This is a genomic window from Streptomyces sp. NPDC001902 (genome assembly GCF_042891295.1).
In the GTDB taxonomy this organism is placed as follows: domain Bacteria; phylum Actinomycetota; class Actinomycetes; order Streptomycetales; family Streptomycetaceae; genus Actinacidiphila.
This window is the reverse complement of the sequence record NZ_JBIATA010000012.1, coordinates 117,129-130,420: the sequence shown is the minus strand read 5'-3', so window position 1 is coordinate 130,420 and position 13,292 is coordinate 117,129. Positions and strand designations below refer to the sequence as shown.

Here is a 13,292-nt window from a genome sequence, read left to right as displayed (position 1 = left end):
GGGACCCCCTGGTTGTGTGTACGACACACGATTTCATGCCGGGCCCCCGCGCGCACAGGGGGTTCCCGCAGGCCGGACGGCAGGGCTTGAACCTCCCGCGGCCGGAGGGTGCAGGCTCGACCCCGAGCCGGGTCCGCCGAAAGGTGCAGTCCCCCTAGGGGTCCCACCGGACTTTCTCCTACCCCCGGTTCGTACCGGCGGAGGACGAGGGAGCCCTCCTGGGCTCCCTAGCCTTCTGGTGGGGCTAACCCCCGGGCCGATACGGAGACCCGCACCATCGTCCCGGCCCCCTCCCCGAAGCCAGTCTTGGTACGCGACGCAGCCCGCCCCGAAACGGCGGCGACGACCACTCGAACAGGAGCAGTCCAGTGACAACGGCAGTATCGATTCCCAAGTCCGGGGGCAGCGGAGAACGTACGGCCGTGGCCGCCCGGGCCCGTCAGGTCACCAAGGCGTACGGCTCGGGCGAGACCCGGGTCGTGGCCCTGGACGCGGTCGACGTCGACATCGACCGCGGCCGCTTCACCGCGATCATGGGGCCCTCCGGCTCCGGCAAGTCGACCCTGATGCACTGCCTCGCCGGTCTCGACACCGTGACCGACGGACGGATCTGGGTCGGTGAGACCGAGATCACCAAGCTGAAGGACAAGAAGCTCACCCAGCTGCGGCGGGACAAGATCGGCTTCATCTTCCAGGCCTTCAACCTGCTGCCGACCCTGAACGCGGCCGAGAACATCACCCTGCCCATGGACATCGCCGGCCGCAAGGCCGACCCCCAGTGGCTGCAGCGGGTCGTGGAGACCGTCGGCCTGGCCGGCCGCCTCAAGCACCGGCCCGGCCAGCTCTCCGGCGGTCAGCAGCAGCGCGTCGCGGTGGCCCGCGCCCTCGCCGCCCGGCCGGAGATCATCTTCGGTGACGAACCGACCGGCAACCTCGACTCGCGCGCCGGCGCCGAGATCCTCGGCTTCCTGCGCCGCTCGGTCGACGAACTCGGCCAGACCATCGTCATGGTGACGCACGACCCGGTCGCCGCCTCCTACGCCGACCGCGTCCTCTACCTCGCCGACGGCCGGATCGTCGACGAGATGCGCGACCCGACGGCCGACTCCGTCCTGGAGCGCATGAAGGACTTCGACGCCCGCGGGAGGACCTCGTGACCGTCGTCAAGACCTCGATGCGCAACTTCGTCGCGCACAAGGGCCGCATGGCGCTGTCCGCCATCGCCGTTTTGCTGTCGGTGGGCTTCGTCTGCGGCACGCTCGTCTTCACCGACACCATGACCTCCACCTTCGACAAGCTCTTCGCCGCCACCGCGTCGGACGTCACGGTCACGCCCAAGGGCGCGCCCAGCGACGACGAGATGCAGATGACCACCAAGGCGGCCACCGTGCCGGCCGCCACGGTCGCGCGGCTGAAGGACGTCGAAGGCGTCAAGTCCGCGACGGGCGAGGCCAACAGCCAGACCCTGACCGTCACCGACGCCGCCGGCGAGAACCTCGGCCCGACCTCCGGCGCTCCCACCATCGCCACCAACTGGGACTCCACGGAGCTGCGTTCGGTGGACGTCACCTCCGGCCACGCCCCGCGCGGCCCCACCGAGGTGATGGTCGACGCCGACACCGCCGACAAGAAGCACCTCGAACTGGGCGACGAACTGCGCGTCATCGCCATCCCCGGCGAGTTCCACGCCCGGATCAGCGGCATCGCCACCTTCAAGGTCACCAACCCCGGTGCGGCGATCTTCTACTTCGACACCTCCACCACCCAGACCAAGGTGCTCGGCGCCAAGGACGTCTTCAGCAGCGTCGGCCTGACCGCGAAGGCCGGGGTCAGCGACGACCAGCTGAAGAAGAACGTCACCGCCGCCCTCGGCTCCACCGCCGGCTACAAGGTGCAGACCCAGGCCGAGTGGACCGCCGAGAACCAGAAGGACATCGGCGGCTTCCTCGACGTCATCAAGTACGCGATGCTCGGCTTCGCCGGGATCGCCGTCCTCGTCGGCATCTTCCTGATCGTCAACACCTTCTCGATGCTGGTCGCCCAGCGCACCCGGGAGATCGGCCTCATGCGGGCCATCGGCGCCAGCCGCCGCCAGGTCAACCGCTCGGTGCTGGTGGAGGCGCTGCTGCTCGGCGTGGTGGGCTCCGTGCTCGGCATCGGCGGCGGCGTCGGGCTCGCCGTCCTGCTCATGAAGCTCATGGGCAGCGCGGGCATGAACCTCGACACCTCGTCCCTGACGGTCAAGGCCTCCACCCCGGTCATCGGGCTCGTCCTCGGCGTCGTGGTCACCGTCCTCGCCGCCTACCTGCCCGCCCGGCGGGCCGGCAAGGTCTCCCCGATGGCCGCGCTGCGCGACGCCGGCACCCCCGCCGACGGCCGGGCGGGCAAGGTGCGCGCCGCGATCGGGCTGGTCCTCACCCTCGCGGGCACCGCAACCCTGTTCGCCGCCGTGCAGGCCACCAAGGCCGCGGACGGCTCGATGTTCCTCGGCCTCGGCATCCTGCTCACCCTGGTCGGCTTCGTGGTCGTCGGGCCTCTGCTCGCCGGCGTCGTCGTCCGGGTGATCAGCGCGGGCGTCCTGCGGGCCTTCGGCCCGGTCGGCCGCCTCGCCGAGCGCAACGCGCTGCGCAACCCCCGGCGCACCGGCGCCACCGCCGCCGCCCTCATGATCGGCCTCGCGCTCGTCGCCGGACTGTCGGTGGTCGGCTCCTCCATGGTGGCCTCGGCGACCGACCAGCTCGACAAGTCGGTCGGCGCGGACTTCATCATCGCCTCCGACAGCGGCCAGCCGATCACCCCGCAGATCGAGCGGGCCATCAAGGCCGCGCCGCACCTCGCCCACGTCACCGACTACAAGTCCCTCGACGTCAAGCTCACCGCCCCCGACGGGTCGGTGTCCGACACCTCCCTGTCCGCCGCGGACCCGACGTACGCCCAGGACCTCCAGGTCAAGACGGTCGCCGGCGAGCTGTCGGCCGCCTACGGCACCAACGCGATGTCGGTCGGCGAGAACTTCGCCGACAAGCACAAGGTCAAGCTCGGGGACGAGCTCGCCGTCCGCTTCGCGCACGGCGAGACCGCCACACTGACGGTCGCCGCCATCACCTCGGCGGACACCGTCTTCGACCAGGGCGCGATGTACACCAACATCACGACCGCGGCGCGCTACGTGCCGGCCGACCGGATGCCGATCAACGACATCATGTTCGCCGCCGCCAAGGACGGGCAGCAGGACGCGGCCTACGCCGGGCTGAAGAAGGCGCTGCACGACTTCCCGCAGGTCCAGGTCCGCAACCAGGCCGACTACAAGCAGCTGCTCAAGGACCAGATCGGCCAGCTGCTCAACCTGATCTACGGCCTGCTGGCCCTGGCGATCATCGTCGCGATCCTGGGCGTCGTGAACACCCTCGCCCTGTCGGTGGTGGAGCGCACCCGGGAGATCGGCCTCATGCGGGCGATCGGCATGTCGCGGCGGCAGCTGCGGCGCATGATCCGCCTGGAGTCGATCGTCATCGCCCTCTTCGGCGCGGTGCTCGGCCTCGGCCTCGGCATGGGCTGGGGCGCCTCGGCCCAGCAGCTGCTGGCGCTCCAGGGGCTCGGGATCCTGGAGATCCCCTGGCCGACGATCATCACCGTCTTCATCGGCTCGGCCTTCGTCGGACTCGTCGCGGCGCTGGTGCCGGCGTTCCGGGCGGGGCGGATGAACGTGCTCGGCGCGATCGCCACGGAGTAGGCCTTGCGGCCCATGGCCCCGGGTGCGCCTCGTGCGCCCCGGGGCCGTCGCCGTGTGCGGCTTGTTTGCGCCTGCGGCGGGCGTCCACCCGGGTGGGAGCACCCCCCACGGCCACCCCGGGGGCCCGCGCGCAAACGACCCCGGACCGGTCGCGGCGCCGGGTGTCCGCGGAGCGTCGTACGCTGGGACACCCCGGCTCGTTCGACGCGTCGGGCTGTTCGCGTTGCCCCGCCTGTCTGCCTCTGGGACGGAAAGCCACATGAGCCTGAACGGTCTGCTCGACGTCGTCGTGGACGACCCCGCGCTCGCGGAGGCGGTCCGCGGTGCCGCGGACGGCAACCGCCCGCACGTCGACCTGGTGGGTCCGCCCGCCGCCCGCCCGCTGGCCCTGGCCGCGCTCGCGGCCCGCGCCGGCCGCACCCTGCTGGCGGTGACGGCGACCGGCCGTGAGGCCGAGGACCTGGTCGCGGCCCTCCAGTCGCTGCTGCCCGAGGACTCCGTCGTGGAGTACCCGGCCTGGGAGACGCTGCCGCACGAGCGGCTGTCGCCCCGCTCGGACACCGTGGGCCGCCGCCTGGCCGTGCTGCGCCGGCTGGCGCACCCCAGCAAGGACGACCCGACCGCCGGCCCGGTACGCGTCGTGGTCGCACCGATCCGCTCCGTGCTGCAGCCGCAGGTCAAGGGTCTGGGCGATCTGGTCCCGGTGGCCCTGCGCACCGGGACGACCGCCGATCTGAACGACGTCGTGGACGCCCTGGCGGCCGCCGCGTACGCCCGGGTGGAGCTGGTGGAGAAGCGCGGCGAGTTCGCCGTGCGCGGCGGGATCCTGGACGTCTTCCCGCCCACCGAGGAGCATCCGCTCCGGGTGGAGTTCTGGGGCGACGACGTCGAGGAGATCCGCTACTTCAAGGTGGCCGACCAGCGCTCGCTGGAGGTCGCCGAGCACGGCCTGTGGGCGCCGCCCTGCCGGGAGCTGCTGCTCACCGACGAGGTGCGGGCGCGCGCCGCCGAGCTGGCCGAGGAGCACCCGCAGCTGCGCGAACTGCTGGACAAGATCGCCCAGGGCATCGCCGTGGAGGGCATGGAGTCCCTCGCCCCGGTGCTGGTGGACGACATGGAGCTGCTGCTGGACGTGCTGCCGGCCGGGTCGATGACCGTGGTCTGCGACCCGGAGCGGGTCCGTACCCGGGCCGCCGACCTCGTGGCGACCAGCCGGGAGTTCCTGGAGGCCTCCTGGGCGGCCTCCGCCGGGGGCGGCGAGGCCCCGATCGACCTGGGCGCGGCCTCGCTGTGGAGCATCGCCGACGTGCGCGACCGGGCCCGTGAGCTCGGCGTCCCCTGGTGGTCGGTGAGCCCGTTCGCGGCGGACGAGGGAACACCGGACGACGAGGGCGACACCCTCAAGCTCGGCATGCACGCCCCCGAGGTCTACCGGGGCGACACCGCCCGGGCGCTGGCCGACACCAAGGGCTGGCTCGCCGACGGCTGGCGCGCGGTCTACGTCACCGAGGGCCACGGTCCCGCCGCCCGCATCGTGGAGGTGCTGGGCAACGAGGGCATCGCCGCGCGCCTCGACACGGGGCTGGACGGGCCGGTCGAGCCCTCCGTGGTCCATGTGGCCTGCGGCTCGCTGGAGAGTGGCTTCGTCGACCCGGCCCTGAAGATCGCGGTGCTCACCGAGACCGACCTGTCCGGCCAGAAGTCCTCCACCAAGGACATGGGCCGCATGCCGTCCCGGCGCCGCAAGACCATCGACCCGCTGACGCTGCAGGCGGGCGACTTCATCGTGCACGAGCAGCACGGCGTAGGCCGCTACGTGGAGATGGTGCAGCGCACCGTCCAGGGCGCCACGCGCGAGTACCTGGTGGTCGAGTACGCCCCCGCGAAGAAGGGCCAGCCGGGGGACCGGCTGTTCGTGCCGACCGACCAGCTGGAGCAGATCACCAAGTACGTCGGCGGCGAGGCGCCCTCGCTGCACCGCCTGGGCGGGGCGGACTGGACGAAGACCAAGGCGCGCGCGAAGAAGGCGGTCAAGGAGATCGCCGCGGACCTGATCCGGCTGTACTCCGCCCGCATGGCCGCGCCCGGCCACAGCTTCGCGCCGGACACCCCCTGGCAGCGGGAGCTGGAGGACGCGTTCCCGTACGCGGAGACCCCGGACCAGCTCACCACGATCGCCGAGGTCAAGGAGGACATGGAGAAGTCGGTCCCGATGGACCGGCTGATCTGCGGCGACGTCGGCTACGGCAAGACCGAGATCGCGGTGCGGGCGGCCTTCAAGGCGGTGCAGGACGGCAAGCAGGTCGCCGTCCTGGTGCCCACCACGCTGCTGGTGCAGCAGCACTTCGGCACCTTCTCCGAGCGCTACTCGCAGTTCCCGGTCGTGGTGAAGGCGCTGTCCCGGTTCCAGAGCGACAGCGAGGCCAAGGCGGTCCTGGAGGGCCTGCGCGAGGGGTCCGTGGACGTCGTCATCGGCACCCACCGCCTGTTCTCGTCGGAGACCAAGTTCAAGGACCTGGGCCTGGTCATCGTCGACGAGGAGCAGCGCTTCGGCGTGGAGCACAAGGAGCAGCTGAAGAAGCTCCGCGCCAACGTCGACGTGCTGACCATGTCCGCCACGCCCATCCCGCGCACCCTGGAGATGGCGGTCACGGGCATCCGCGAGATGTCGACGATCACCACCCCGCCGGAGGAGCGGCACCCGGTGCTGACCTTCGTCGGCCCGTACGAGGAGAAGCAGATCGCCGCCGCGGTCCGCCGCGAACTGCTGCGCGAGGGCCAGGCCTTCTACATCCACAACCGGGTGGAGAGCATCGACAAGGCCGCCGCGCGGCTGCGCGACCTGGTCCCCGAGGCGCGGATCGCCACCGCGCACGGGCAGATGGGCGAGTCGGCGCTGGAGCAGGTCGTGGTGGACTTCTGGGAGAAGAAGTTCGACGTGCTGGTCTCCACGACGATCGTCGAGTCGGGCATCGACATCTCCAACGCCAACACCCTCATCGTCGAGCGGGGCGACAACTTCGGCCTCTCCCAGCTGCACCAGCTGCGGGGCCGGGTCGGCCGCAGCCGTGAGCGCGGTTACGCCTACTTCCTGTACCCGCCGGAGAAGCCGCTCACCGAGACCGCCCACGAGCGGCTGGCGACGATCGCCCAGCACACCGAGATGGGCGCCGGCATGTACGTCGCCATGAAGGACCTGGAGATCCGCGGCGCAGGCAACCTGCTCGGCGGCGAGCAGTCCGGCCACATCGCGGGCGTCGGCTTCGACCTGTACATCCGCATGGTCGGCGAGGCCGTGGCCGACTACCGGGCCGGCCTGGAGGAGGGCGGCGGCGAGGTCGAGGAGGCCCCGCTGGAGGTGAAGATCGAGCTGCCGGTCGACGCGCACGTCCCGCACGACTACGCGCCCGGCGAGCGGCTGCGTCTGCAGGCGTACCGGTCGATCGCCGCGGTGAACTCCGAGGAGGACGTCAAGGCCGTCCGCGAGGAGCTCACCGACCGGTACGGCAAGCTCCCGGAGCCGGTGGAGAACCTGCTGCTGGTCGCCGGGCTGCGGCTGCTGGCCCGCCGTCTGGGGGTCTGCGACATCACCCTGCAGGGCAGCAACGTGCGCTTCTCGCCCGTCGAGTTGCGCGAGTCGCAGGAGCTGCGGCTGAACCGCCTCTACCCCCGCACGGTCGTGAAGCAGGCGGCCAGGCAGATCCTGGTGCCGCGCCCCACCACGGCGCGGATCGGCGGCAAGCCGGTGGTCGGCCGGGAACTGCTCGCGTGGACGGCGGAGTTGCTGACCACGGTCCTGGACAGCTGAAGCCTCCAGGGACGCGAAAGGGCCCCGTCCGCGCGAGGTCGAGGTGCGCGGACGGGGCCCTTTCGCTCCGGAGGCCTCCCGCGGTTCAGCCCAGCAGGCGCCGCAGGTTCAGCCGGCCCCACAGCAGGCTGGTGGAGAACGACAGCACCATCACCGCCAGGACCAGCCCGACCAGCAGCACCGCGGCCACCGGTCCGCTCAGGTCCGGCGAGACCATGCGGTGGACCAGTTCCTCGACGAAGAGCACGTGCACCATGTACGCGCCCAGCGCCGCTCCGGCCAGGTGCTTCAGGCGCGGCTGGAAACGCTCCGGGATGCGGATCCGGCTGACCAGCAGCAGGACGCAGACGCTCATCGCGGCCACGAAGAGGTGGGCGTTGGGGATCACGTAGTGGACCCGCGTGTTGTACCAGAGGCACCCGGCCATGGTGAGCGGCAGCAGTACGACCAGCCACCGGCGCCACGGGACCGCGCCGGCCGGCAGGGCGAAGAGCATGGCGCCGCCGACCGCGTACACCAGGGAGTAGGTGCCGAAGCCCCAGGCCACGGGGGGCAGGTCGGTGTGGGTCAGGTCCCCGACCAGGGCCAGGACGCTCGGCAGGACCGCGATGCCCAGCAGCACCGCCCCCAGCCCCCAGGGCCGCTTGCCGTCCTTGATCAGCATCGCGAAGGCGAGCAGCACGATGATGGGGATGTAGTTGTACATGAACCACAGGTGGTAGGCGGGCTGCACGGAGCCGATGAGCGAGTCCCTCGCGAGCTCGGTCATGGGCCGCTCGTTGCGGTCCCGGAGCCAGGCCCACACCAGGTAGACCGCTGTCCACGCGAAGAGCGGGACGGTGTTGCGGATGATCCTCTGCCACATCCGGGCGCTGTCCCGCGGAGGGGCGCCGACCAGCACCGCCCATCCGGCGATGGCGAAGTACATGGGCACCGCGAACGGGTTGACCGCCTCGGCCACGTGCCCCGCCCAGTACGTCGCGGCCCCGTGGGACGCGTCGTTCCCGGTCGAGCGGATGAACTGGGAGCCCACGTGGCCCAGCATGACGGTGGCGGAGCACAGCAACCGCATCAGGTCGATGTCGTAGCGGTGTTCCCGCGCGTCGGCGGAGTGTCCGGGGGAGGCGGAACTGCGCTGCAACGGCAGTCGGACGGCTGTTTCATTCGACACCGCGTGATGATCGGGCACACGGATGTCGTGGAACCGAACGGTCGCCCAACTCCCCGGGGCCTGGCGGTGTCGGAACGGTCTCGGTCCGCCGGGCGGCCCCGGCGGCCCCGGCGCCCCCGGCGGCCGCGGTGGCCCGGGGTGCCGCCGCAGCCGCCCGGCGGGGTGCCCGTTCACCCGTGATTCGCCCTGATGTGGCGGGGGGTTCGTCCGGCGTCATCGGAGCGGGCTTTCCCTCACCCCTTCGGGTGTCATTGTCCGATGGCCGCAACGCGTGCGCGGCGCCGGGTCCCCTCTTCCCGCCTGGTGTTTCCCGTCCGGCCCGGCGTCCGGAGGTACCGGTGGGCGGCTTGCCCGGCGGGGGGCGCGGGGCTAGCGTCCGGCATCGCTGGACGGATCGTCCGGCGTGGGTGGACGGCGCCGGGACGCCCGCCCCGCCGCGGTGGTCCGACCCGCGCGCCGATGACTCCCGGGCCCGGGGATCCGCCGTCCCATCCCCCTTTCCATGGACGGATCCCCGGGACCCGGGCTCACCACCCAGCCCCCGGAGGAACACGTGCCCGGACCACACCCGCCCGCCCGGCGCCGCGCATGACGCACGGACCCTGGGACCTGCTCGCCCGCGGGGGAGTGGACGTCCTGTCCCTCATGGCGCTGGTGGGCCTGCTCTACCGGCGCGGCTGCCCGGCCCCGCAGATGCCGCTGGTGCTGACGGCGCTCAACGTCGGCCTGTTCGCGGCGATGAGCGCGATGGGCGCAGGCTCGTTCCCGGCCGGGGTGGGCTTCGGGCTGTTCGGGATGCTCTCCCTGGTCCGGCTGCGCAGCACCGCCTTCACCGCCCGGGACGTCGCGTACACCTTCACGGCGCTGGTGATCGCCCTGTGCGGGGGCCTGCCGCAGCGGGAGATCTGGTTCGTCGTGGCGCTGGACGTGCTGGTGCTCGCGGCCGTCCTGGTCGTCGACGACCCGCACGCCCACCGGCCGACCCGGGTGGTGCGCCTCACCCTGGACCGCCTGTACGCCGACCCCGCGGCGATCCACCGGGAGGTCGTGCTGAGGTTCGGCCAGGAACCGCTGGCGGTGCTCGTGGACGAGGTCGACTTCGTGCGCGAGACGACCCGGGTCTCGGTCCGCTACCGCGGCGACTCGCCCCTGGGCTGGGGGTTGCCGGACGACGGTGCGGGGCCGGCCGCCGGACGGGGCGGCCAGGACAGCCTGCTCGAGAGCAGGCTCGTGTGACCGGCCCGGAGGGCTTCGCCGAGGCGCTGGGACTGGCCCGGCTGCGCGGGGCGACCCTCGCCGAGGTCGACGCGGCCGCGGCACTGCAGCACCGGGTCGACCGCAAGTACCTGCTGCCGGCCCTGTCGGCGCGCTGCCTGGTCGCCGCCCTGGCGCCGACGCACCACGTGCTGGACGTCGGTGGCCGCCGCACCACCGGGTACCGCAGCACGTACTTCGACACCGCCGGGCTCGGCGCCTGGTACGCGCATGTGCAGGGGCGCAGGCGCCGCTGGAAGGTCCGCACCCGGCTCTACGTCGAGGACGGGCTGTGCCGCGTCGAGGTCAAGACCAAGGACGGCCGCGGCGCCACGGTCAAGCACGCCCGCATCCTGGCCGCCCGGGAGTACGGCCTCATCGGCGCCGGGGCGGCCGCCTTCGTCGACGACGTGCTCGGCGCCGCCGGGGTCCCGGTCCGCTCCGGGCTGCTGTCCCCCGCCGGGGAGATCCGCTACGTCCGCGCGGCCCTCGCCGACCTGACGGCCGGCAGCCGGGTCACCCTCGACGGCCGGCTCACCTGCCACCGCGGCCGGGCGACGGCCGCACTGAATCACGGCTTCGTCCTCGTCGAGACCAAGGGCGGACCCCGTCCGGGCGCCGCCGACCGGCTGCTGATGGGCCTGGGGGTACGGCCGCTGCCGCTCAGCAAGTACGTCGTGGGACAGGCCCTGCTCGTCCCGGGCCTGCCCGGCAACGACGTGCGCCGCCTGGTGCGGTACTGCTTCCACGCCCCCACGCGCGCCGAACCGGAGGCCCGGGTCCCCGGCCCGGCCGGACCCGCGTGGTGAGCACGGCCCACCGCAGGGCGCCGGTCCGCTCCCGGGCCCCCCGCACGGGCCGCCGGTACCCGGCCGTCGCCGTCGCCGCCGTGGCCGCGGCGGTCCTCGGCCTGATCGGCACCCACGTCACCGCCCCCGCGGACCCCGGGGCGGGCGGCGCGGTGCGGCGGATCGAGCAGGACCCGCCGCCCCCACTGTTCCCGGACGCCGAAGTGCGCGGCTGGACCACGCGGCTCGACGCGCAGCAGCGGGCCGCCGACGCGCTCTACGCCCGGTGGCGGTCGGGGCACGGCACCGCCCGCGACGACCCGGCGTTCGTCCGCTGGGCGGCGGACCAGATGCCCGGTCCGCCCGCGGAAGCCGCACGCGCCGCCGGACTCGGGGAGGTCCGCCGTCTCGCCCGTACGCGCACCGCCGCCGGCCGGACGGCCGCCGCGTGGCTCGCCGCCCACGGGGAGCGGGACATCTGGCGCCTGTACCTGGACGACCGGCGCGAACTGATGCCCCGCGCCGAGGGCGAGGCCGCCCGGGTCCGCCTGGACGCGGCGCTGGAGCTGGCCGGCACGATCAGCGGCCGGCTCGCCGGGCACTACCGGCGGTCCCGCCCCTCCGCCCTCGATCCCGCCCTGGGCCCGGCCCGGAAGGCCACCCCGGCCGCCGATTGCGCCTGCGCCTACCCGGCGGCGCCCGCGGCGCTCTCCTCCGCGGCCGTCGCCGTCCTCACCGCCTGGGCCCCGCGGCGCGCCGCCGAGTACCGCTGGATGCAGGTCCAGGTGGTGCACGCCCGGCTCTACACCGCCGACCACCTACGGGACGACCTCCTCGCCGGCGCCCTGCTCGGCGCCCTGGTCGGCGACTACATCCGGGCGGCGGACACCACCCCGACGAACCGCGCATGACCAACGGCACCCCCTGTGACCTGCGGCGCCAGCGCGTCCCCACGCCAGGTTCACCTGGACGCCACCCCGGGAACGCCGGTGTTCACCACATTCGCACCCCCCTCCCCCCATGGCGTCCCATAATCTGCCGGGGCAGGTGATATCGGACAGCGACCGGGACGGACCCATGCACATCGCCGTCTTCCCGAGGTGCCGGAGGCCGTGGGCCGGACCGGGCCGGCGGACGTGCCCGGCGAGGAAGCCGGGGAAACGGGGTACACGGGGGTCCAGGAACTGTTCGACATCGCCCGGTTCGCAGAGCGGATGGACCGCGCGTGGGGGCCGGCGGTCACGGACGGCCGTGCCGTCCCACCCACCGGCCCGCTGCCCACCGTGCCCGCGATGACGGACCGGGCCCCCGTCCACGACCATCCGATCCCGCAGCCCGGCCGGACCCTGGCCGAGCTCCGCGAGCGCACCCGGGAGTGACCGCCGATCTCCGCCCAGACGACCACCGCCGCCCCCGCCCTCACCACCGGTCACGCGACCGGGACGAGCGAGGCGTCCACCACGCCCGTCGCCCGGCCGCGTGAGCACAGATACGACATCGACCTGCTGCGCGTCCTGTGCTCCATCGGTGTCATCGTCTGCCACGCCGCCGGCCAGCTCCTCAACGCCGTGGGCCGCGAGCCCTCCGGCGGCCGGCCCGTCTACTGGACCGGGCTCGTCTCGGACGGGCTGACCCGGTGCGCGGTGCCGCTGTTCTTCGCGATCGCCGGCTGGGTCGTGCTGGTCGGCGCGACCCCCCGGGACGGCACGCAGGTCCGCAGACGGCTGACCCGCATCGTGGTGCCGATGGGCGTGTGGACCGCCGCGTACCTCGCCTGGGACTGGATCCGGGACACCAACTCCCGTCCCACGCAGCGGCTGGCCTTCGAGTCGCTGTTCGGCTCGATCCAACCCGCCTACCACCTCTGGTACCTGTACGCCTACGTGCCGGTGATCCTGCTGCTCTCGCTCGCCGCGCTGATAAAGGCGGGCAAGCGGCCCTGGGGCCTGGGCGGCCTGCTCGTCCTGCTGGCCATCGCGCCGACCTTCATGGGCGACCTCGGCAAGGTCCTCCACGTCAACCTGCCCGACTTCGAGTGGAACCTGTCCCCGTACCAGGTCGCGTACGCCGCCGCCGGGTCCGCGCTGCTCGCGCTGCCGCTCGCGGCCACCACCGGCCGCCGCCGGCGGCTGAGGTGGCTGGCGGCCGGGGTCTGCGCGTGGGCCGCGGTGGTCGCGTACGAACACTGGGTGCACTACCCCTCGCCCTACGCGGGCCTCGCCGTGCCGTTCCTGGCGGGCGCGCTGGTGATGGCCCTCAACCGGATCAGCATCCCGGAGCGCCTCCGCCCACTGGTGTCCCGGCTCGGCGGTGCGGCCTTCGGCGCCTACCTGGTGCACCTGATGTTCCTGCGGGCGCTCGCCCCGCACCTCGTCTCCGCCGACGCGGGCTGGCCGGGCGCCGTCCTCATGATCACGCTGCTGGTGACCGGGACCGTGGTGCTCTCCTTCGCCGCCAGCCTGCTGTGGACGCGCCTGCGGCTCAACCGCTGGCTGGGCTGACCCCCGAAGGCGCCGGAGCACGTGACGGAGGGGCGCC

9 protein-coding genes are annotated in these 13,292 nt (G+C 73.0%); 8 read left to right on the top strand and 1 reads right to left on the bottom strand.

Going from position 1 to position 13,292, the window contains the following annotated elements; translation table 11 throughout:
• Positions 1-368 precede the first annotated feature (368 nt).
• From ACFYYN_RS20905 to mfd, 3 genes are all read left to right on the top strand, one after another.
• Positions 369-1,157 carry an ABC transporter ATP-binding protein gene (locus ACFYYN_RS20905; RefSeq protein ID WP_499512247.1) on the top strand — a complete coding sequence of 263 codons (789 nt, stop codon included), beginning with the start codon at positions 369-371 and terminating at the stop codon, positions 1,155-1,157.
• Entirely contained in the window at positions 1,154-3,733 is a 2,580-nt protein-coding gene (locus ACFYYN_RS20900; RefSeq protein WP_500547025.1) for an ABC transporter permease, read from the top strand. Before ACFYYN_RS20905 ends, ACFYYN_RS20900 begins: the two co-directional genes overlap by 4 nt.
• 259 nt (positions 3,734-3,992) lie before the next feature.
• Positions 3,993-7,541 (top strand): transcription-repair coupling factor, encoded by a 3,549-nt coding sequence (gene mfd, locus ACFYYN_RS20895; protein WP_500547024.1) that lies wholly within the window; start codon positions 3,993-3,995, stop codon positions 7,539-7,541.
• Between the two features lie 85 nt (positions 7,542-7,626).
• Here mfd and ACFYYN_RS20890 read toward each other — a convergent pair whose 3' ends face one another.
• Positions 7,627-8,712: an acyltransferase gene (locus tag ACFYYN_RS20890; protein WP_500547023.1), complete on the bottom strand. Its 1,086-nt coding sequence runs from the start codon at positions 8,710-8,712 to the stop codon at positions 7,627-7,629.
• Positions 8,713-9,300: 588 nt separating this feature from the next.
• On the opposite strand from ACFYYN_RS20890, the gene ACFYYN_RS20885 reads away from it, so the two are divergent.
• The 5 genes from ACFYYN_RS20885 to ACFYYN_RS20865 all read left to right on the top strand — a co-directional run bounded on the left by ACFYYN_RS20885 (position 9,301) and on the right by ACFYYN_RS20865 (position 13,255).
• A complete protein-coding gene (locus tag ACFYYN_RS20885; RefSeq protein WP_500547022.1) occupies positions 9,301-9,948 on the top strand; it encodes a DUF4956 domain-containing protein in 648 nt (215 codons plus the stop codon).
• Positions 9,945-10,775 carry a VTC domain-containing protein gene (locus ACFYYN_RS20880; protein ID WP_500547021.1) on the top strand — a complete coding sequence of 277 codons (831 nt, stop codon included), beginning with the start codon at positions 9,945-9,947 and terminating at the stop codon, positions 10,773-10,775. The genes ACFYYN_RS20885 and ACFYYN_RS20880 overlap by 4 nt, the downstream gene beginning before the upstream one ends.
• Positions 10,772-11,665: a hypothetical protein gene (locus ACFYYN_RS20875; RefSeq protein ID WP_500547020.1), complete on the top strand. Its 894-nt coding sequence runs from the start codon at positions 10,772-10,774 to the stop codon at positions 11,663-11,665. The genes ACFYYN_RS20880 and ACFYYN_RS20875 overlap by 4 nt, the downstream gene beginning before the upstream one ends.
• Positions 11,666-11,866: 201 nt before the next feature.
• On the top strand, positions 11,867-12,133 hold the full coding sequence (locus ACFYYN_RS20870; protein WP_500547019.1) for a hypothetical protein: 267 nt from the start codon (positions 11,867-11,869) through the stop codon (positions 12,131-12,133).
• Positions 12,134-12,139: 6 nt separating this feature from the next.
• Positions 12,140-13,255 (top strand): acyltransferase, encoded by a 1,116-nt coding sequence (locus tag ACFYYN_RS20865; RefSeq protein ID WP_500547104.1) that lies wholly within the window; start codon positions 12,140-12,142, stop codon positions 13,253-13,255.
• The last annotated feature ends 37 nt before the right edge of the window (positions 13,256-13,292 follow it).